Genomic DNA, 19,630 nt, shown 5'->3' with positions numbered 1-19,630 from the left:
CCTTCGAGCTATTTCTAGATCTAACGCTTCTGTTAACCTTCTAACCTAAATGCATACACCGGGTAGCTATCTTTCACTTCGAATCCCAATTTTAATGCCAGATTATGTGAAGGTACATTCTGGTGAGTTGTCTCCCACAATGGAATCATTCTATTCTTTAATAAATGATCAATTAATCGAATTGCAGCTAAACTTGCGTACCCTCTACCTCTCTGCTCTTCTGCAAATGTATCAACGTCAATAAAATATTCATTAAGAAAAACAAATCCATTATTTCTACAGATTGTAATCAATTCATTTGCATTTCTAATCTCTACTGCAGGACACGTTTTTGTTTTGAACTTCTGATCAACATATGATAAATCACTGAACTTTCTTGGTAGTATTTCATGCTCGCATAAGTTGATCTTTATATCATCCAATGATGAACTAGTAACATTGTTATTTTCAATGTATTTTTCTAAATTTAAGGTATACACTGACTCATAATGCTTATCTACTTTAAGCAAATGAAGCTCTCCTAGAAAAAGAATATCCCAACATTCAACATCGGCAGTATAAATTTCAAACCAACTGGTATTTAATTGTTTACAATCCGGTACTACCACATCACTAATAAAACTGTTCAACTCTACTTGATCTTTATCACTTTTCGTATTGCCCTCCAGATAGATCCATCTACCCGTCGCCCATACAATTGCTATATTAGGTTTATGAACTTGATTAACAAATACCCTGCCTGGATAGTTCCCATGAATTACAGACAAGGCAGGAATATATTGCTTCTTTTCTGTAAAAAATGATTCAACAAGATAATAGTCATTAAGTTTTAATTCAATCATCAAATTTTCCTCTTTCATTAGCGTACTCCGGCACGCTTGCGGTAAACTTCCTGGCTTGGAACAAAAATTCAGCAAATTTGATTCTTTCAGTGTTTTCAGACGCACCCTAGTTTATTTGTTATTTTTAAAATAATCATCTACTCGCTTTATATATTTAGCATACATATTTTTGATTTGAGTATTTACCTTTATAAACTCTGGTGAAGATTGATCTAACAGTTTTTCTTTTTCATTATCTTTCATATCAACTATGTTTTTAGTAATAAGCATAACGGCGTTATTCATCTCGGTAATTAATTGTGAAGCTTCTCTTTTATTTAAAGCATCTTGTTCGAGTGATAAATCAGCAAACAACGGATCATAAGCAAGTGTCAGAAGATTTTTTAAGTCTTTGGATAGAAGAGTTGAAAAATTGTGAGTTGTTCGATTGACTAATAATCGATACATATTAGCTTCTCGGAAATCATTTTTAATATAGTATTCGTCTATTATTTTAGATAAACGATAGATTTCATCGTATTCAGTAGTCAAATTTTGTACTGCATCTTTCTTTAATTCATCGATCTGCTTGTATAAAAAAACATTATTCACTCCAAGCACAAGCGTTATAATACTCACGAAAATAAATAAAAACATCCCTTTTATATCCCTCTGTCTTTCCATCAATCCCCCTCCAATGTACAAAAATAATTAAAAGATTAATTGGTTTTCTTCCACTACTTACTCTTATTTATAAAATCTCTATATCTATCATGTAGTTGTATTCCATTTTTTATAGATTCCCCTGTTTGTTTGTCTATCACATCCAGCTCAAAACCTAAATTACTATAACCATCAAGCATTTCTAATATTGAGCACATCACTTCTTCTATTAGTTCTGCTTGAATATCATTGAATTTTTCCGAATTAATTACTTCCCCTATGCTTTCGTATTGTTTTTTAAATTCAGTCCACGGCATCTTTGAGTTTTTATGTAAGCAAGAAGAAGATAACTCACTATAAGTCTGTTTAATACTTTCGAGTTGTTGGAAAAAAGCAGTTAATTTATTATCATTGAAATCTGTTATAATGACTCGCATCCTTTCTAATCTTAGGATCTTCCCAAAGTGAACGGTCCCTATGTGGTTAGGGTCTGCAAGGATCTACGATCCGACACATGTCGGGTGTCCAGCGTTGCCAGACCCCAGACTCATGCCTACAGCATACAGCATGAATTTTATTCTATCTGATGCTAATCGGCTTTAATGAAATATTTATACTCATCCATTACTTTTTGTATTTGTACAAGGTGCCGTTTTGCATGCTGACACAAAAAATATATATATTGATACACATCAATCTTACCTAAATTGTTTACCGTCATTGTTGTTTGATAAAGTATCCCTTCTCCGTTTTTCATCTCTTGCAAAATTTCTTTACATTCTTGAATTTGATTATCGAGCAAAGATTTTATTTGTCTTAGTTCTTGATCTCCCTTAGGCTCCATATGTTCTGGTCTAATCCAAGGAAATGAATTATGTTCAGCTATGGCGTCGAGTTCTTTTAGATTGATTTGATAAGATTCTAATAATGATTCCAAATCTTTCTTTTTAGATAATTCAATCGCTTTTCGTTTTCCTTTTCGAATTAAGATCAATAAAAAGTGATTGGTTAACGTGACATGCTCTAATATTTGTTCAATACTCCATCCTATCTCAGGCCTAAAAGTAAGTGCTTCAGCATTTAAGTCAAACCAGCCTTGATAGTCAGCCAAAGTTTGAGTCAGTTCTTTGTCTATAAAAAGAATTGTTTGGTTTATATTCATGCTTTCTCCCTCTTTCGAGTTGCTGACGAAAATGTTTGAATCGGCCCTTCCCAAGTATCATCTCTTACTTCCAAGTAGTTTCCATTCGTATATCTTTCAATTGTCTTTCTCCAAAATGCCTGAGCTGGCGTATTTGCTTCCATTTGGGCAACTTTCCAATGACCATTGAAGTTATCAAATAATTCATAGGCAACAAACTGGCCGACTTTCATTCTTCTATATTTCTTCATAACAAAAAACTCTGCCATCCAGTATACAGTTTGATTAGATTCATTTGCCCCAATATCTCTTACAAGAGCAAAACCAGCCAATTTATCATCTACTTTGATGAAAAATGGATATCTTCCGTCTTCTGTCCAATAATGATCTAAGTACTTATACTCATAAAGTCCATTTGGGTTTACATCATCAGGATCAAACTCACTAAAATCATATTTATATAATTCAAGAAGATTCCGTAAAATAGATTTTTGCTCGTATTCAACTTTATGTATTGTAATCATCAACGTTTTCTCCTTTTGCAGCGTGTAGTCATATTTCAAATCACTTTTTTGCATTAACGAACCCGAAGGCTATTATTATCTGTACTTTGTTTTCATTCGTTTATATATTCTAACACTTTTGGCAAATACTCTTCGATCGGTTTTGACGAATCCACCACTATATACTTCTCCTCTTCTGGTTTTTTACTGTTTTTTATGGTTCTATAAAATGCCTCCTCAGACGATGGTGCTTCAATTTGACTCAAGAGTCTTTCTCGATTTTTTAATCGATTTCGAATTAATTCTATATCTTCTATATAACATTCCACATACTTATATTTCTTTTTGTGTTTTCTCGCTAATTCAACTCCGGTTTCTAATAAATTACTATACAAACAAGGGCTGTCCATAATCACACTGTGTCCATTCGATAAATAATAATCCACTAATGACCAATCTACATCGTAAGATAATTGTCCCATTATTTTACCTTCCATCTCATACCCTTGTGATGATAACGATTTCATAATTGCAGTTTTGGAAATGTCATGATCAACTATGACAGCTCCTGTTGTTTGGCTAATCTCTCTTGCTAGTGTTGACTTACCTGACCCAGGGAATCCTGACATCTGTAAAAAGAACATACGTCCCCCTCCTTCATTATAGTATCTGCGAGTCTTTCGGATAACATTGTTGTATTCAGACGTCCCACCGACTTAAATCACCGCCAGATGTCTATTACGATTGTTCATTAGTCGGTGCGAAAGTGTCTGGTTGATTCAAATTCTTTCAATTGTCAATATAGCTACAAAAATCATCTTCTCTCACATTAATTTTATTAGTTTTTGATGGAGCATGGTTTTCCAACACTTTCAATATTTCTTGAAATGTAGTTTCTACATCACTACTTGAATTTATTATTCGATATTCATTCGGGAGTTTGTTCCTTCCTCTAATGAGGGAGTTCATTTTTATAGAAGTTTCCCAATCCGTGTAACTGTTCCCGTTATCTCTATTTAGAATTCTATATTTAATCACTTCATCTTGATCACTACAAAGTGTCAAAATAGTATAGTTATACCCTTCAAATTCTTTAGGAATATCCAACATTCTAATATCATTAAGATCGGTAATAATAATATTTTTAAACCCATGACGATTATAGTTTTTTACGACCAACATCAAATTCTCAAACGCTAATTGTTCTTCTTCTTTTTGAGTAATTTGAACTGAAGGTGCTAGAGAACGAAATTCTGGAATCCAACCAAATTCAAAATATGGAGTCCTAAAGTGTTCATGTAACCTTTGGCACAATGTTGTCTTTCCATTCCCAGGCGAACCGTGGAGAATAATAAAATCGACGTTCAAAGTCTTCACCCGCTTACTAAAGAATTTTTGTCTTTATGCTCTAACGCTGATTCACTGAATTACTTGCAAGATTCCATTGTTCAATTATCTTTTCGATATCTTGTAAATCCCTTACAAGACCATCATATTCAAATTGATCTTTATAAAATGTGTCTTCCTTCCAGATTCCCTTCATACCAACATTTTTACTAGCAGCAATATCATTAGTGGGATGATCTCCAACGTAAACACATTCCTCAGGTTGAACACTCATCAAATCAGCTGCTCTAAGAAATATAGCTGGGTCGGGTTTTCTAAGCCCTTCTATCTCAGAGATTAGTATCACATCAAAGTACTTCTGTATCCCTAACGCGTGAATATTACTTGATTGAAAGTCACCAAATCCATTGGTAATCATCCCAAGTTTGAGGCCTTGTGCTTTGAGCTTTTCGAGCGTTTCAAATGTGTTTGGAAATGATATAGCATGCTTACAAAATCCACGCTTATAATCATTTAATAAGTCATTCCATTCGAGTGGCAGATCAAATTCCTTTATTAATTCCTGATAGACTCTGTCCTTCCATACATATCCGCGATTATCCAGTTCAATAAATCGGCTTACATACCTTTCCTTTTCTATATTCCTTACTCCCTTAATCTCCCGTTCATATTGATCGACAACGAATTGATACAGAGAAGAGTTACGATCCAACAATGTCCCATCAAGATCAAAAATAACTGATCGAATCATATGGTATCGCCGCCTTTCAATTGGGTTCAGTGATTTTCATATAACGTTTCGGTATTCACGACGCTTGGCGAATGCCAAGTCTGTTCGGCACAGGCCGGACCCAAGATGAATGTTCGCAGCGTGAATATTATGTTAGGTGATCTTCTTGCGTTCTATGAAATACGAGCGAAACTATCTTTTCTAATTATTTATGATTTGCAAACCAATCCCAGCCTGTGCCTACATGTTCAGGTTTGTGTGCGTCAGAACCATAAATACATGCAACTCCTTGGCTTTTGCATTCTGACAAAAACCATTCTGGCACGTAAGGTTTACCGCAAGTAGTTACCCTTAACCCTGCGGTATTAACATCAATTCCAACATTCGCTTTTATCAAAAGAGGAATAATTGCCTCAAGCCGGTTCCTCATCTGCTTCTCATCAATTTCAGGTAATACACGTGAAAATTTCTCAATTAAGTTTATATGTCCTATTCTTTTACGCATAGACAATTTCGCAACCCATGTAATTGCCGCTTCTACTTGATCGTAATATGCATTTACAACGCCCTCCATATCCCCATAAAACCCCAGTATATACTCACGAAAATCATCTACTGAATTATCTATACATCGCATACCACCATGACCTTGCAAATAGTGTACAGAGTATACAATATCCTCTAGGTCATCATTAAAATCCTCTAACATATTCTCTGTAAAAGCTAATTGCTTTGGTAAAAAGTCCATCTCCAGACCAATGGTAACCTCAATTTTGTTTTCATAAAATTTCTTCATCTTGCGAGCAAAATCAATATATTTAGGCAACTCGTCAATTGGCATAGCCAGTCTCTTGAATAAAGAAATATCATCAATCCACCCAGTGGGTAATGGTGAATGTTCGCTCAGTGTATATCTTTGAAATCCCAATTGTATAGCTCTATCAATGTATAATTCTTGTTTCTTACTGCTTCCATGATAGCAATATTGAGTATGGGTATGTCCATCCCATTTCAACTCCATGAAAACTCCCCCATTCTTGTATTGATGGTTGTATTGCTTAAAAACTTGAGCAAGAATTTCATTTAACTTTCTCGCATTCATGTCCCCCGACTGGGTTGTCTGCTGAAATCTCTCCTCGAAATCCATTCCGCAGACCGAGAATCATAGGAGTCCTCTTGAATATTATGTTATGTGGAGTCAGTCACTTCGTTTAACTACTTACAAATTGATTTTTGAAATCTTACCTAAAATTATTCTTACAACTTCTTCTATTTCTTTATTATCTGTATCAATATGTTCTTGAAATTTAATATCTTTAAATGCGATTACACCTGCGTTTGTGTGCTTCCGATACCAATCATCAAATTTGTCTCCGCGATTTTCAACTCGTTTTTTAATCGTCTCTTCTGATGCTAAAAGGCAAAAATGAAAAGTATCTCGATCAAAACTTCTAAACCCATTTAATATGTAATCGAAATTTTCACACTTATATATTGTCATTGGAACAATCAGATGTTTCTTGTACCTATTCATTAATTCTTGAGCTGTCTTTACAACAAGTATTCTCCATAGTCCTATATCCTGAAAGTCATCCGTTCGTTCTTCTTCCAAGTAGATGTCTTCTGTTATAATTTTGTTTAACATATACCCAATTTCTTCAGGATCATAGATCATACTATTAGGTATTAGAGGCTTCAGCTTTTGAGAAGTCGAGGTCTTGCCGGATCCAAATGACCCATTAATCATAATAATCATGTGATCACTCCCTCCATCTACTTTAAGTTTAAATTCCGTCTTGACTGATTACACATAACGTTTCTGTATTCACGATCCAGCGTCCGCTGGGTATCTGGCAAACACTGGACCATGGGCAAAAGCAAGCAGCATGAATATTATGTTAGCTGATAGCGTATTTTATCTTTGATCCAGTCACAGATGCTTCCACCAGATCCCTGCACATTTTGGAACTGTTGACCATTGGTTCTCATCTATTTTTCTTGCAAGTTCAGTCCCAAAGAAAAACTCTGTATTTTTCTTAGCTTCAGATGTACTAGAAAATTTATAATTTGTTCTGATTCATCGATGCGAAAAATCAATATTTGTATTCAACAATTATCCGATATATATAATTACTTCTTTCTCTTTAAATGCCACAGTCATCTCTTCTAATAGTTTGTCGACTCTACTAACTAAATGACTAGATTCATTTTCAGTTAGATTTCTCTTTGCCCATTCCTTTAATAAAATTAATTCATTAGTTAGTTCAGGAAATTGATTCTCATCCACATCAATACCCGGAGAATAAAAATAGGAAGTGATCTCTAATTCCAGCTCTTTTATTCCAGGAATCCAACATCTTTCGAAAAATGCTTCTGTAGACACTGGTACATAAAATTGTTTATCTTCGGGCTTTATGATTATTGCTGCAATTGACATGATAATCACCTTGTTTATTTCATTTCTTTTGTTGGTTGCTCATAACGCTTTTGTATTCATGAACCCCAAAGGGGTGTCTGCCGAAATCTCTCCTCGAAACCCGTTCGCAGACCGAGGCTCCGAAAGGAGCCACAGATTGAATACTATGTTAATCGATGCCAGCCTAAATTCCCTTCACAATTAATTCCTTGTCCATGTTGCACGGGTATATCCAATTCTCATACCCACTCTTTCCATATTCCGATGGCTTTGTGAGCCATATGAGCACTGACTAACAACAAGATCACAATTGTTGTAGGTATCATGAATTCGTCTAAGTAATAAATTGGTTTGAAATCCTTTATTTCGATATTCCGGAAGTGTTGTCGCAAATGTTAATGAAGCAACCTTGTCCTCTATATACATTACAGCTACTGCAACTGGACAGCCTTGATCCAACCCCAAATAATAGTGCCAGCCAGGACGGGAAAATAGTACTCGGTTATTTGCAGCTACATGTTCTTTCCCATCAAGAGATAAGCCTGTACCTAAACAATGAATCTCTGCATATGTATCAAACTCATCTTCGAGTAATTCACGAATTTCCAGTTTATGATGATCCAACGAATTTAGATTTCCTGGTTCACAAAAAAGTGTTGTATGAAATCCAGATTGATAAAAGCCTTTATTATGGAGTTTTTTCATAACTTTTTGATTTAGATTACTGGGGATGATTTGAATCTCAAAATTCCTTTCCCGCTCATTATAAAAGTTTAAGATATCTTCAATGACATCTTCAGAAATCCTTCCCTTTACATTATTAAAGAGCCCCCATGGCATAGTTTTACTATAAAACGCTGTGCTCTTCCCGAATTGTTTAATTTCAATGCCCTCAGGGTTTCCTTCTCGTTCTCTGATTGCTGTCATTCGATCAACCATATAATTAATTTCAGATTTTTCTAGACTATCTGCCAGTTCCAAATTCAATATCATTCAATTTATCCCCTTCCTTGATTCGCATACAATAACTCCTTAGTGGTTTCGCCTAACATTCCTGTATTCCTGAACCCTAGAAGCTTTAGATCCGTCTGGACCGGGTAGCTCCGCCACTTACTCGGTTATCTGCTGAATCCGTTTCCATAAAAACCCTCTGCGGACCAAGGACAGCTTGCTGGGTTTCCTTATTGTTCCATCCAATCTCTTCGTTACTTCTCACCAATCATAAAATACTGCTTAATCTGCTGGTTTTCCGAATTAAATGGTTGCCCTTCATAATCCACGAACCGCACATTCTTAAAACCTGCAGCCTCCATAATTTGGACATGACAATAGCTGTTTACATTCTTCGCACCCAATCCTGTCTTATGAATCATCGTATCATTGGGTATATCAAATATTATCTCCTCGTGTTCTGAAACACATGTCGCTCTATTATATTCGTGGCGTACCAAGCGATAAACTCCATCCCGATATGTCCAAGTACGGCAGTCATTATGTCGTTCATCAGTATGGTATTTAAAATAGTTTTCATTCCACATCTCATAGATAAAGATACCATTTGGCTTTAAAGAGTTGAACACTCGATTCGTAGATACCCCTGTTAATCCAACAGGATCAGTCCAAATCGCGACATCATATCCGTTGTCAAAACTTAATTCATTAAAATCACAAACAAAATAACTCGCCTTTTCAAAAGCTCTATTGTAATCCTTTGAATATTCAATGAAAGTACTTGAGATGTCTATACCTGTAACCTCATAATCTGATTTCAACCATACTTGATGATACCTAGATATTCCACATGCAATGTCCAGAATTTTGGTTGAATTCTCGGGAAATAGCCTTTGCAGTTTTTCAGCCATAACGATCTGGATCTCAAGATCTTCAAAACCCCATTTGATATATTCTTTGTCGTAATCTTGTTCACCATATCTATTGAACTTTTCTTCTATAATTTTCATTTATCCGCCTCATTTCTTACGATTTACGATTCTTTCGGATAACGTTCCTGTATTCATGAACCCCGAAGGGAGTGTCCGCTGAAATGCTTCTTCGTAATTCACCTCGCAGACCAAGGCTCTGAACGAGAAGCAGCTAGAATATTATGTTATACGAAGCTTTACTACTTCTCCGAATCCGGCCAAGGATCTCCTTCTCTTCTGCATACTCAGTCGAAATACATCTCTGAATCAAAAGGTTCCTTTGCTATTTCAATATCATTTTTTATCAATTTCATTCCATTCAGGTTTATTTCATCATTTAAGTACACCAAAACGTCATGTATACCACCATCTCGTGATTGTTGAATGATTTGTGCAAGTAATTGTTTTTGTTCTTCAGATAGCGAACCAATGAATTCATTAACTTTTATATTTTCTTCTGTCTTTGGCCACCCAGTAGTCAATACCCATCTTGATAATACTCCAGGCCGAATTTTGACTAATCCATCAATAAAATCTTTATAGTTCTGAAGACTATTTGAATGTTTTCCTTCTTTCATATGCTCCTCCGCACTTTTTATAATTTCATATAACATTGTCGTATTCACGAACCCCGAAGGGGTTGTCTGCTGAAATCCCTCTTCAAAATCCACCTCGCAGACCAAGGCTTTGAAGAAGCTACAGCGTAAATATGATGTTATTTGATGAAAATACTTCTTCGAGATTGCTTACTAATCTGCTCTTTTCGTAGCTTTTTTTATTTTGATTCATCTTTTTCGATGTGTTATCATATTGTTAATAAAGACTAGGTGCTGCGAACACTTGGTCAATTCAATTGGCTTGGATAAATACCTTCTTAAGTCGAGTTAGGACAAAAACCCACCTTCGGCTGTCAACCTCGGGGTGGGTTTTTACTTTGTCCTGTTGTTATTGATATACGTTAAATTGCAAGACATGATGCTCCAAAATAACTGTTAGAGTCATCGCATCTTTCACTTCCATGATTTTACCTCGTTTCGAAGAAAAACCATACCCACCCAAGATTCAATTGTATCTATATTTTACCTGTGTTTACATATCCGTACAAGTGTTCTCATCTACTTTTTTAGTATTATTCCTATATTCTATTTTCAGTTTATCATTTCTATTATATATCGTTCCTGTATTCACGACCCAGTGTACGCTGGGTGTCCGGCGATTGACGGATAAAGAACGTATGTCCGCAGCGTGAAATTATGTTAAATGCTGTCACTGCCTTCACTGAAGTGGATTCGTCTCTATCTAGGATAAAGTCATGTTTATATACTTATTTAATTCGTCCAGCCATCTCTTATCTTCTTTCCAAGTGGATAAAAACCATGACATATATCGCAATCCCAAGTATCTAGAAGTAATTGTATAATTCAACTTAAATTTATCCTCTGATAGATTTATTAACCCTCTCGAATTAATTAAAATTCTATAATTTTCCGCTTGAGAAAACTCTCTATATCTAAGTGCTACATCAAAGTACAAGGAACCATAATGCGCTTCTTCCCAATCAATAAAATATACCTCTCGGTTTTTGTGAACTAATGTATTTCCCGGGTGTAGATCGTTATGTACAAGGGTATGAGATCCTTCATCCCTGATAACTTCATCAATGTCTCTAACTATATGCTCTGCAACCTTATCAATTTCAGAAATAAGGTCACCAAAATCACTTATAAAATCTAAGTCTAATTTTGCCTTATTCCAACTCGGTCTCCATTTCTCGTTAAGTACTGATTCAATATATCCTGAATCAAGAATGGGAAGCCATTTAAATTTATTATATTTTTTGAAGTTGACCGCATGTATATTTGCTAGAGTAGATTGTTCATCTCTTTGAAGCAGTTCGATATCTAAATTATTGTAATCCGTTTCATAATCTACATCCTGCATGCAAAGATATTCTCGATTATTACTTGTCATATTTAATGTGAAACTAAATGGAACATTTACAGATTGATCATATAAATAATTTAATGTACACCTTTCAATGAGCGAAGCTTTCTTTGAAATAAGATTAATAGTCCAGTCGTGAGTATCATCTCTAAGTAATATTTCATGTTTTTTAAGCTCTACGGCTGAGGTGCCATAAGCAAGATCGTGATTATTAATACTCAATATTTTAGCATTAGGTGATGCGAAGCGATCAATTGTACCCTTAATTGTATTTCTAAGTTCTGTATTCATATATCCTCCTTCAATAGCACTAAAAAAACTTTGCTGTGATTGCATATAACGTTCCCGTATTCACGAACAAGAAAGGCTTAAGTCAAGCGAATGCGAAACGGATCGCAGACTTAGCCTTGCAGGGTTGGCACGTGAATCCACATCTATGCAACTTCTTATCCGTGACCGTGGAGCTCGCAACGATGCGCTAATGCTGTTATACGCACGGGCCTTGAGTTACTTTCAAACCCTAGGTTTTTATTAACTTAAATTAGTCTAAAAAGTAAACTAATCCCGTTGACTGCAATCAAAATATATATATAAAACTTCACTTTTCTTATTGTCTGAACACTGTCTACTTTGATTTTTCCATTAAGAAAATACAATGCTATTATTGATGCTATTAAACTTATGATACTAAACACCGTTGACACCATACCCCACATAATAGTTTCCTCCTCATAGATAATGTGAAAATTGTTATGATAATGACTTTTCGCACTTTTTCTTTCTATAAACTTCTCCCTTTCGTATAACGTTCCTGTATTCACGACTCGACGCATGTCGAGTGTCTTGCTTACGCCGGACCAAGGGCGTATGTCCGCAGCGTGAATACTCTGTTATGTGATGAATCAGCCTTCTTCGAACAAACTATCTATAATTCAGCATTAATTAGGTTATAACTGTAGTCAAAAGAGGCATGAATTCTATGTCCCCCAAACAAATCCCCGTCATAATATTCGCAGTAAATAAAATTAGATCGAACCTCAATAAAATATAAACTTATTAATCCTTCGAATTTCTCTATAGTTACCTCATATTCCCCTGTATCTACAGCATCCCAATCTAGTTCTTCATCATTTTCATCATACTCTGGCCAAAAATCATTTTTAAAGTCGATTAACTTTACAGCTATACTTCTTTTTGCAATTTTATCGAACTTCCCTAAATCCTTGAATATTTTTTCTGCCTTACGTATCAACTTATTAACATCATCCCGTTCTTTCTCTAGTTTAAGTATCCATTTTATCTTTCTCCCATTGTGTTCATACGCCATATAATCACTGTTAAATTTAAAAACTCCAAATACATCGCTCTTAACTATTTTGTCCATAATGAGATACCTTTCAAATAGTTTTATAATTTTTACAATTATGGTTAAAGTGTTTGACAAGCCCTTTAAATATATTTCGATCTCGCTGATCTTTCGCATAACATTCCTGTATTCACGAACCCGAGAGCCTTAAGGCGACAAAGTCGCCGGGTGGCTACGCCGATTAGCCTCGTAGGGTTGTCCCAGTGAATCAACTTCCTCGAAATGCCTCGGGCTGACCAAGCTACGGTAAGTCTGCGATGTGTGATTACAATGTTATAGAATTTCGGCTCTTCTTTGAAACACTAAATATTAATCACTTTTGCTAATTTATTCATCAACACGAAAAATTAATTAAGTAATTCTATCTAAATTCTTTAATTCCATCTTCAAAAGCTTCCGAGTCATTATGATCTATTCCATGTAGAGCTTCCTGTAAAGCAAAGGTGCTTCTATAAAAATGGACTCTTTCTGAAATTTGTCTTCCGTTTGGGTATAGATTAGTGCATGTTTCAAAAAACTCTTCTCCATAGCTGGAAAGAATTCCAGCTAAATCATATGCTAGGTCCCCAAGTCCTGAGCCTCCGAAGTCAATAACTCCTGCAATTCTTTTATCTTTTCGATTCCATATGATATTGCCTGCTCCAAAGTCTCCATGAATAAAGGTTTTCTTTAAATTCTGATTATGGGTATTATTTAAAAATATATTAAAGTTATCTACTACTTTTTCTTGTGCATCTAATCGCATAAATGGAAAGAGTTTCTCTTTTATTCTAATAAACAGATCTTCTATAATTCTATGTACACTTTCATGTTGTTTCTGAGAAGCTACCGCTTTCGGTATGTCCATAGAATGGAGTTCAATAAGAAAAGTAACAAGTTGTGAGGCAATTGCATCTTTAAGGCTTTGGCTTTTGATAGTTATTAATTCTTCCTTCCAAAAAGGAGCGCCTTCAATCAGCTTATAGCCCATGAAAGTCTTACCCACCTCCAGCTCATCAAATGATTTATAGGCTGGATGGGGGATCTGCATTGTTATAGTCTTTCTAATAGTTTCTAATAACTCTGTTTCTCTCTTTAATTTTTCTAATCCTTGCTTATACTTAGGAAACCTAAAGACGAGAGATTGATTAATAATAAATACGTCATTATTCTGACCGATCTCATTTTGTTTAACATCTTGAATATGTAAATCTGGGTAAACTTCTTGAATGCGTCGAACGTAGGTAGAGATCATAAATACAAGCTCCTTCGATAATAAATGTTTTACTTTCTTGAATTTCGGCTGATTTCCTATAACGTTCTTGTATTCACGAACCCGAGAGCCTTAAGTGGGGCGTAGCGCAACGGGTCGGCAGACTTAGACTCGCAGGGTTGTCCGGCTGATTTCACTTCCCTGCTCATAACTTCGGCCGGACCAAGGGCGTTAGCCGGCAGCGTAAATACTGTGTTATACGATGATCTCATCTTCTTCGAATCCCCTCAAACTATCGTGTACTTAAATGTTTAATATTTCTTCCATCTGTTCCGTCTTGGAGCAACTCTAGTAAACCATCTGGCACCAGTTTTACTGTCAAATTTCCCTTAAAAAAATTTAGTGTTTTCCATACTGCTTTATAGGATTCGCTTCCTTCTAATCCATCTATTTCTCTCAAATCGTAAAGTGATCTATTTATAAGTTCAGCCTCATAAATAAAATCATTTTCGTGTCCAATTTGATCTTGATAGTTGAATATATTCTCAATTACACCAATCAAGATAGGTTCTGAAATATCTGCATCGATTTCTTCTTTGACTTCACGAATTACGGTAATATTGCTACTTTCTCCATATTCAACTGTTCCACCAATAGGTCGATAATAAGTTACGCCTACAGCCTCATCAAAAAACTCTTCTAACAGTAGTTCTTCCCCTCTTCGGATAACACAAAGTGAAACTGTTCTAATCATTATTATGTCCTCCCTGCTTCTATACTTCCTCAAAATCCCTCTGCTGGATCGATGGTGTATGCTCGAAGTTGAATATCATGTTAACTGATTTCGACATCTCTTTGAATTACATTTACAGTTCATTATCCAATGCTTTAATTAAGTACATCAGTAGATCATCGTCTACCATCACTTGCTCTCCGGGTTTTGCTTCAATGTTCTTATAGACAATTCCTCGACCATCCATATAATACCCGCGTTTGTTGTACATAATTTGAGCATTACCATAATCTTTATAGAGTCCTACTCCTAAGCCAATTAATCTGGATCTCTTTGATGCTATTCTTTCAAGTTTATCAAACATTGTACTTGCGATTCCCTTCCTCCTGAACTCTGGAAAAACATTCAAGTCATTTATTTCTGGGATATTACCTGTTTTAAAATACGGATAATCCGAAGTAAATATTAAATGGCAACATCCAGCCAATGTATCTGCATAGTAGGCCATTAAAGTCACTCTCTTGCCTGCTATATTTTCTTCCAAGCACTTATAGAAATAGTCATTCGAGGTATACCATGGATATCTTTTCGAAAATTCAGAATCTAATAAAGATGCTTCTTCATGATTTGAAAGATGCCTTGTTGTTATTTGGTTTTCCATTGTCATTCCTCTTTCTGTTTATTTCAGTTAACGTTCCTGTATTCACGACGTCCAACTCCCTTAAGCCCGAAGGGAGGCCGCGATGTGGTTAGGGAGTTGGATTTGTTCGGCCGAATCGACTTCAACTTCTGCCGAACCGAGGGCCGAATGGCCCGAAGCGTGAATATTTTGTTATAGGATGTTTCGGTTTTCCTGAGTTACTTGTTACTCAATTAATCAAAAAGAAAATACATATGAATCTCTTCTATAACATCACTCTCATCAATAATAAATTCTGCGAAGAATCCTAGATCACCTTGAAAGTATTCATATATCTTTAAATTTGGTTTGTTCTCAATCGTCTTCAGGTTTTCATATTTAATATTTGAATATGCATTCTTCAACTTTTCTAAATGATCCCCAACTTTTATCCCTTCAGAGGTTTCATATTCATTCTTATCTAATATAATTTCTGAAAGCCATAGACTGCTTTTTTCCATTCCCAGAAACTTTAATGTTAATCCACTATAATAGAGATCCTTAGAAAACATACCACTGAAGGTATCTGCTCTATCACCGAGCTGCTTAACTTGAGAAGCTTCGTCAGGCTCTCCTAATATATGCACTACAGTCTTTTCATCATCTCTCAGTTGAACAAGGGATTGTTCATATTTTATTGAATAATATTTATCTTCTTTAATATATCCTAATTCAGGAGTTGAAACTTGCGGATCAGTTAATACAGCCTTTTCTGTAGAATCTGATTCTGAATTTGCATTTGTCGTTGGGGGTACTACCGAAGGATTTGTAGCAGTAATTGAGGGATTTTCTTCTTGGAGATCAGAACAACCAACAATGAAAAGTAAAGTAACACATATAATTATTGAACTTATAATTTTCATTGAATAACTCCTTTTTTGAACTTGTTGGAAATTCCTATAACGTTCCCGTATTCACTCAGCGTACGCTGAGTGTCAGACGACTGCCGAATCAAGGACGAATGTCCACAGCGTGAATATTATGTTATCTGAAGTGATTGCCTCCTGGGATAGTTGCAAAAAAAAACTTTTATTGATTACCTTATTTTCTTAGAAGAGCTTTTAAAAAAGATTTCTCTGTCATTCTATGATATGCAATTAATTCCCCGTTATACACAACATTAAATACTCCGTAAGGAGTAGGAGATAACTCCATCATCTGTGCCCGATCTTGAAAATGAATAATATTAGGATGAATATTGGCCGAATTGGCTGCTTTAATAATATTTTCTGTAGCCACCTCCAAATAGGGGCATTGATCCGTTCTACATATAGTCAGTCCTTCAACAAATCTTTCCAAACGTTCATTCCAATTTGTAGGCAAATAAGGTAGTATTGTGTCTTCAAATGGATATACATATAGTTCGAATGAATACGGTCCACTTTCGACAAATGAAAAACCATTTCTGATAAATATATCTTTGCTAGGCGCCCAACCGGTGTCAGCATTCGTCAATACAGCGACGCCCTTCATTTCCCGTTGTCTGGCTTCTTCTAAACATAACTGAATTAGCTTAGAACCCAATCCCATCCCCGGAGTTCCAACCCATAGGCAATGAATAACCATATACTCATCAGCATGAATCGCTCTCCAAGAGTATTGCCCCGGGGTGTACTCGATAAAGCCCAACGTCTTTTTCCCACCCTTGATTTGTATGTATTGCAGTCCTCGATCAAAGTTCTCTTCCGTCCATTTGACCTTTTTTATGTATCCGGAATGATTTTGCATACTTCTCATACAGTAGCTACCATGTTGGTCAATATTATTTTTAATTATATCTAGGCGTTGATCCATTTAATAATCTCCCCCATCCTACTTATTCAATGTCTAAATGTAGTTCGATTATTCTTAACTCTACTTAAATATGTTTTTGCGATCATTTCTGATAACGTTCCCGTATTCACGACCCAACAAATGTTGGGTGTCCGCCAGTTATTTCTTTAATGATCTTTTCATTCTTTTACTTCAATTAGCTTATCATCATTTCCTATAATCTCAAGAATCGGTTTTTCAAACGCCTTCTTAATAGAAACCAGCCGCTCTTCTAGATGTTCTCTGTTATCACCACTCATTACATTTTTGCCCCATATCCAGGAATCCGGCTCGTTATTTTCATAATAAACTTCACATATCTCATAAGAAATCAAACCATTTTTCCAATCCTTTTTGAGAATTCGATAGTTCCAATATTTAGTCATCTTTTCACCTTCTTTACTGAAATTTGAATTCTATTTTTTCACTGCCTAAAATTAAGAAGCTTTTAAATATCTGTATACACTTCTTGAATAAATCTACTGTTTCGTCCCCATTCATTTCGAACGAACCTTGAACATTATTCAACTTTGTATTTGATTCTAAACGACTTTATATTCTATCAGATTAAATTCATTATCTGTTTAATCGAAAATGGAGGTTTCAGATAACGTTCCTGTATTCATGACGTCCCACCGACTTAAGCGACCAACGGAAGCGGCCGCAATGCGGTTAGTCGGTGCGGATGTGTCCGCTGAATCCACTCCCCTGATGTTCGCTTCTCGCGGACTGAGGGCCGACAGACCCGAAGCGTGGATATGATGTTATAAGATGTCCGCGGCTTCCTTGAAATACTCAAAATGTCTCTTTTTATCTAGCTTCAAACCATGCCATATCTATTAAATCATCCCATTCTATTATCAGTGTCCTATACTTAATAATCCAATATCCAAAATCCGCATTGTACTTAAGAGAAGTTAATCCATCAAATCTATGAACATAAATATTGCCCTCTAATTGCAATTCTTCATTCTTCAGCACTTCAAAATCAATCAACAATTCTGATACATCTAATACTTTCTTCTGAGCATCATCTTCAACAACAATCCTCTTCTTGCTCTTAATTTCGGAAGTATCATATAAAATTGATTCTAAGACTTCAAAGTCAACGAACTTAAGAATAGCTTTCCCTGTGTACATTGCCTTTCCAGAACTGTTTCTTGGATGAGTAGATAAGACATCTATGTGTTCAAAGAATACAGACAAACTATGATTGTCATAGAAAATTGAATCGATAACACAATCATGCAATGAGATATGTTCTAGCGTGTTTTCGGAAGTGAAATTAATATCATGCCACCTCAACTTTTAGTTTCATTTTATTGGTATTCGCCGATTTCATCTAACGTTCCTGTATTCACGAGTCCGAGAGGCTTAAAGGAGCATCAGCGACTGGATCGAAGACTTAGCCTTACAGGATTGTCTGCTGATCCACTTCTTCGAATTGCCTCTTACAGACCAAGGACCGAACGGTCCGCAACTTGAATACGTTGTTATGCGGCGTTATTGCTTCTTCGAAATACTCCCAAGTGCTCGATTCAGTTATCTAATCATGCGATACCTCATGACTTTCAAGTTCACCGTTCTTATCAAAACTAAGTCGTAACAGACTATCATCTACCCCTACGCCTGCTCTTCCTAGATAATAAACATACTGACGAGAAGGCTCATCAAGTTTTTGTTCTGGTTCACCAAGTAAATCAATAATCTCGGTTTCCGTCATTCCTTTAAGCTCGTAACTATTTATCAAACTGTACACCATACTATTTCTTTTCTCTGCCTCTTTAAACCATGTTTCTTTATTAAACTGATTACTACATGAACAAAGAATTAGTAGTAATAGTAAAGAGAGAACTATCTTCTTCATTAGACTATCCCTTCCTTTTTCATTACAGCTTACTATTTATTCAATAATTTTCATGCGGGTATGATGGGAGTTGCACATAAACCGCCGAAAGTAAATTGTGTTCTTTAGTTCGAATTTTTTTAATTTCTTTCAAGAATGTCGCATAACGTTCCTGTATTCACGACCCGCCCTATGCCGGGTGTCCGACGTATGTCGGACCCAGGACGAAAGTCCGCAGCGTGAATATTATGTTAAGCGATGTATTGTGACTTCTTCGATTTGCTTAAGAATCATTATCGTTTGTCTGTCTTTCTCTGATTTCAGTAATTATGCGATGGTATTTTTCAATTTCAAACTTAAATTCTGATTCATTGGCATTCATTATGCTTTTAAGGTGCTCAAATTCTTGTATTAATCCCCTAGAAAATTCAAAAATTTGAGCCCATGAAAAGATAAACTTATTTGAACTTTCGATAGTCTGATCTTTGAAAGGGGATTGCTCTGTTAACCAAATT

At 35.6% G+C, this 19,630-nt stretch carries 26 protein-coding genes and 1 pseudogene; all 27 read right to left on the bottom strand.

The features are described from left to right. Positions 1 to 32: 32 nt before the first annotated feature. Complete coding sequence (locus AB4Z30_RS14870; protein ID WP_441927649.1) at positions 33 to 842, bottom strand: GNAT family N-acetyltransferase; 810 nt, start codon at positions 840 to 842, stop codon at positions 33 to 35. 111 nt (positions 843 to 953) lie between these two features. Further along, positions 954 to 1,505, bottom strand: a complete 552-nt coding sequence (locus AB4Z30_RS14865) for a hypothetical protein (protein WP_441927647.1) — start codon at positions 1,503 to 1,505, stop codon at positions 954 to 956. A 53-nt stretch (positions 1,506 to 1,558) separates the two neighbouring features. Further along, the gene (locus tag AB4Z30_RS14860) at positions 1,559 to 1,921 is read right to left on the bottom strand and encodes a hypothetical protein (protein WP_441927645.1); all 363 of its coding nucleotides are present in this window, start codon (positions 1,919 to 1,921) and stop codon (positions 1,559 to 1,561) included. A gap of 152 nt (positions 1,922 to 2,073) precedes the next feature. Beyond that, on the bottom strand, positions 2,074 to 2,646 hold the full coding sequence (locus AB4Z30_RS14855) for a DinB family protein (protein WP_441927643.1): 573 nt from the start codon (positions 2,644 to 2,646) through the stop codon (positions 2,074 to 2,076). Then, entirely contained in the window at positions 2,643 to 3,149 is a 507-nt protein-coding gene (locus AB4Z30_RS14850; RefSeq protein WP_441927641.1) for a GNAT family N-acetyltransferase, read from the bottom strand. Before AB4Z30_RS14850 ends, AB4Z30_RS14855 begins: the two co-directional genes overlap by 4 nt. Before the next feature lie 92 nt (positions 3,150 to 3,241). Next, positions 3,242 to 3,772, bottom strand: coding sequence for an AAA family ATPase (locus tag AB4Z30_RS14845; RefSeq protein ID WP_441927639.1), 531 nt, complete (start codon positions 3,770 to 3,772; stop codon positions 3,242 to 3,244). 145 nt (positions 3,773 to 3,917) lie between these two features. After that, positions 3,918 to 4,496 carry a hypothetical protein gene (locus AB4Z30_RS14840; protein ID WP_441927637.1) on the bottom strand — a complete coding sequence of 193 codons (579 nt, stop codon included), beginning with the start codon at positions 4,494 to 4,496 and terminating at the stop codon, positions 3,918 to 3,920. Positions 4,497 to 4,536: 40 nt separating this feature from the next. Beyond that, positions 4,537 to 5,226, bottom strand: a complete 690-nt coding sequence (locus tag AB4Z30_RS14835) for an HAD family hydrolase (protein ID WP_441927635.1) — start codon at positions 5,224 to 5,226, stop codon at positions 4,537 to 4,539. 184 nt (positions 5,227 to 5,410) lie between these two features. After that, positions 5,411 to 6,226, bottom strand: coding sequence for a histidinol-phosphatase HisJ (gene hisJ, locus AB4Z30_RS14830; protein WP_441927633.1), 816 nt, complete (start codon positions 6,224 to 6,226; stop codon positions 5,411 to 5,413). Between the two features lie 198 nt (positions 6,227 to 6,424). Then, positions 6,425 to 6,961: an AAA family ATPase gene (locus AB4Z30_RS14825; RefSeq protein WP_441927631.1), complete on the bottom strand. Its 537-nt coding sequence runs from the start codon at positions 6,959 to 6,961 to the stop codon at positions 6,425 to 6,427. A gap of 357 nt (positions 6,962 to 7,318) precedes the next feature. Then, positions 7,319 to 7,642, bottom strand: coding sequence for a hypothetical protein (locus AB4Z30_RS14820; protein WP_441927629.1), 324 nt, complete (start codon positions 7,640 to 7,642; stop codon positions 7,319 to 7,321). A 180-nt stretch (positions 7,643 to 7,822) separates the two neighbouring features. Further along, positions 7,823 to 8,614, bottom strand: coding sequence for a GNAT family N-acetyltransferase (locus AB4Z30_RS14815; RefSeq protein ID WP_441927627.1), 792 nt, complete (start codon positions 8,612 to 8,614; stop codon positions 7,823 to 7,825). Positions 8,615 to 8,699: 85 nt separating this feature from the next. Next, entirely contained in the window at positions 8,700 to 8,840 is a 141-nt protein-coding gene (locus AB4Z30_RS14810) for a hypothetical protein (RefSeq protein WP_441927625.1), read from the bottom strand. After that, positions 8,827 to 9,582 (bottom strand): methyltransferase domain-containing protein, encoded by a 756-nt coding sequence (locus AB4Z30_RS14805; protein WP_441927623.1) that lies wholly within the window; start codon positions 9,580 to 9,582, stop codon positions 8,827 to 8,829. The genes AB4Z30_RS14810 and AB4Z30_RS14805 overlap by 14 nt, the downstream gene beginning before the upstream one ends. Before the next feature lie 206 nt (positions 9,583 to 9,788). Further along, positions 9,789 to 10,121, bottom strand: coding sequence for a DUF6547 family protein (locus tag AB4Z30_RS14800; RefSeq protein ID WP_441927621.1), 333 nt, complete (start codon positions 10,119 to 10,121; stop codon positions 9,789 to 9,791). A 721-nt stretch (positions 10,122 to 10,842) separates the two neighbouring features. Beyond that, a complete protein-coding gene (locus AB4Z30_RS14795; protein ID WP_441927619.1) occupies positions 10,843 to 11,778 on the bottom strand; it encodes an aminoglycoside phosphotransferase family protein in 936 nt (311 codons plus the stop codon). Between the two features lie 634 nt (positions 11,779 to 12,412). Continuing rightward, on the bottom strand, positions 12,413 to 12,871 hold the full coding sequence (locus AB4Z30_RS14790; protein ID WP_441927617.1) for a DUF2262 domain-containing protein: 459 nt from the start codon (positions 12,869 to 12,871) through the stop codon (positions 12,413 to 12,415). A 343-nt stretch (positions 12,872 to 13,214) separates the two neighbouring features. Then, positions 13,215 to 14,087 carry a phosphotransferase family protein gene (locus AB4Z30_RS14785; RefSeq protein WP_441927615.1) on the bottom strand — a complete coding sequence of 291 codons (873 nt, stop codon included), beginning with the start codon at positions 14,085 to 14,087 and terminating at the stop codon, positions 13,215 to 13,217. Positions 14,088 to 14,143: 56 nt separating this feature from the next. Then, positions 14,144 to 14,317 (bottom strand): hypothetical protein, encoded by a 174-nt coding sequence (locus tag AB4Z30_RS14780; RefSeq protein WP_441927613.1) that lies wholly within the window; start codon positions 14,315 to 14,317, stop codon positions 14,144 to 14,146. Positions 14,318 to 14,337: 20 nt separating this feature from the next. Further along, entirely contained in the window at positions 14,338 to 14,799 is a 462-nt protein-coding gene (locus tag AB4Z30_RS14775; RefSeq protein ID WP_441927611.1) for an NUDIX domain-containing protein, read from the bottom strand. A gap of 112 nt (positions 14,800 to 14,911) precedes the next feature. Further along, a complete protein-coding gene (locus AB4Z30_RS14770; protein ID WP_441927609.1) occupies positions 14,912 to 15,439 on the bottom strand; it encodes a GNAT family N-acetyltransferase in 528 nt (175 codons plus the stop codon). Positions 15,440 to 15,651: 212 nt separating this feature from the next. Further along, complete coding sequence (locus AB4Z30_RS14765) at positions 15,652 to 16,320, bottom strand: hypothetical protein (RefSeq protein WP_441927607.1); 669 nt, start codon at positions 16,318 to 16,320, stop codon at positions 15,652 to 15,654. 178 nt (positions 16,321 to 16,498) lie between these two features. Beyond that, on the bottom strand, positions 16,499 to 17,251 hold the full coding sequence (locus AB4Z30_RS14760; protein ID WP_441927605.1) for a GNAT family N-acetyltransferase: 753 nt from the start codon (positions 17,249 to 17,251) through the stop codon (positions 16,499 to 16,501). A gap of 158 nt (positions 17,252 to 17,409) precedes the next feature. Beyond that, a complete protein-coding gene (locus AB4Z30_RS14755; protein ID WP_441927603.1) occupies positions 17,410 to 17,655 on the bottom strand; it encodes a hypothetical protein in 246 nt (81 codons plus the stop codon). Positions 17,656 to 18,079: 424 nt separating this feature from the next. Further along, a complete protein-coding gene (locus AB4Z30_RS14750; RefSeq protein WP_441927601.1) occupies positions 18,080 to 18,475 on the bottom strand; it encodes a hypothetical protein in 396 nt (131 codons plus the stop codon). 340 nt (positions 18,476 to 18,815) lie between these two features. Continuing rightward, positions 18,816 to 19,136 (bottom strand): hypothetical protein, encoded by a 321-nt coding sequence (locus tag AB4Z30_RS14745; RefSeq protein ID WP_441927599.1) that lies wholly within the window; start codon positions 19,134 to 19,136, stop codon positions 18,816 to 18,818. A gap of 262 nt (positions 19,137 to 19,398) precedes the next feature. After that, a pseudogene (locus AB4Z30_RS14740) lies at positions 19,399 to 19,630 on the bottom strand (hypothetical protein); the annotation flags it as partial.

Source organism: Paenibacillus sp. 2TAF8, assembly GCF_052114825.1.
Taxonomy (GTDB): Bacteria; Bacillota; Bacilli; order Paenibacillales; family Paenibacillaceae; genus Paenibacillus.
The sequence above is the reverse complement of the archived record's forward strand: the minus strand, read 5'-3'. Positions and strand labels throughout refer to the sequence as shown.

Coding starts and splice junctions, on each gene's coding strand:
- AB4Z30_RS14825 (WP_441927631.1), bottom strand. CDS start 6,961: ATGATTATTATGATTAATGGGTCATTTGGATCCGGCAAGACCTCGACT.
- AB4Z30_RS14820 (WP_441927629.1), bottom strand. CDS start 7,642: ATGTCAATTGCAGCAATAATCATAAAGCCCGAAGATAAACAATTTTAT.
- AB4Z30_RS14770 (WP_441927609.1), bottom strand. CDS start 15,439: ATGGAAAACCAAATAACAACAAGGCATCTTTCAAATCATGAAGAAGCA.
- hisJ (WP_441927633.1), bottom strand. CDS start 6,226: ATGGAGTTGAAATGGGATGGACATACCCATACTCAATATTGCTATCAT.
- AB4Z30_RS14800 (WP_441927621.1), bottom strand. CDS start 10,121: ATGAAAGAAGGAAAACATTCAAATAGTCTTCAGAACTATAAAGATTTT.
- AB4Z30_RS14745 (WP_441927599.1), bottom strand. CDS start 19,136: ATGAAGAAGATAGTTCTCTCTTTACTATTACTACTAATTCTTTGTTCA.
- AB4Z30_RS14785 (WP_441927615.1), bottom strand. CDS start 14,087: ATGATCTCTACCTACGTTCGACGCATTCAAGAAGTTTACCCAGATTTA.
- AB4Z30_RS14815 (WP_441927627.1), bottom strand. CDS start 8,614: ATGATATTGAATTTGGAACTGGCAGATAGTCTAGAAAAATCTGAAATT.
- AB4Z30_RS14850 (WP_441927641.1), bottom strand. CDS start 3,149: ATGATTACAATACATAAAGTTGAATACGAGCAAAAATCTATTTTACGG.
- AB4Z30_RS14865 (WP_441927647.1), bottom strand. CDS start 1,505: ATGGAAAGACAGAGGGATATAAAAGGGATGTTTTTATTTATTTTCGTG.
- AB4Z30_RS14835 (WP_441927635.1), bottom strand. CDS start 5,226: ATGATTCGATCAGTTATTTTTGATCTTGATGGGACATTGTTGGATCGT.
- AB4Z30_RS14760 (WP_441927605.1), bottom strand. CDS start 17,251: ATGGATCAACGCCTAGATATAATTAAAAATAATATTGACCAACATGGT.
- AB4Z30_RS14805 (WP_441927623.1), bottom strand. CDS start 9,582: ATGAAAATTATAGAAGAAAAGTTCAATAGATATGGTGAACAAGATTAC.
- AB4Z30_RS14845 (WP_441927639.1), bottom strand. CDS start 3,772: ATGTTCTTTTTACAGATGTCAGGATTCCCTGGGTCAGGTAAGTCAACA.
- AB4Z30_RS14755 (WP_441927603.1), bottom strand. CDS start 17,655: ATGACTAAATATTGGAACTATCGAATTCTCAAAAAGGATTGGAAAAAT.
- AB4Z30_RS14870 (WP_441927649.1), bottom strand. CDS start 842: ATGATTGAATTAAAACTTAATGACTATTATCTTGTTGAATCATTTTTT.
- AB4Z30_RS14780 (WP_441927613.1), bottom strand. CDS start 14,317: ATGAGATCATCGTATAACACAGTATTTACGCTGCCGGCTAACGCCCTT.
- AB4Z30_RS14765 (WP_441927607.1), bottom strand. CDS start 16,320: ATGAAAATTATAAGTTCAATAATTATATGTGTTACTTTACTTTTCATT.
- AB4Z30_RS14860 (WP_441927645.1), bottom strand. CDS start 1,921: ATGCGAGTCATTATAACAGATTTCAATGATAATAAATTAACTGCTTTT.
- AB4Z30_RS14795 (WP_441927619.1), bottom strand. CDS start 11,778: ATGAATACAGAACTTAGAAATACAATTAAGGGTACAATTGATCGCTTC.
- AB4Z30_RS14775 (WP_441927611.1), bottom strand. CDS start 14,799: ATGATTAGAACAGTTTCACTTTGTGTTATCCGAAGAGGGGAAGAACTA.
- AB4Z30_RS14855 (WP_441927643.1), bottom strand. CDS start 2,646: ATGAATATAAACCAAACAATTCTTTTTATAGACAAAGAACTGACTCAA.
- AB4Z30_RS14790 (WP_441927617.1), bottom strand. CDS start 12,871: ATGGACAAAATAGTTAAGAGCGATGTATTTGGAGTTTTTAAATTTAAC.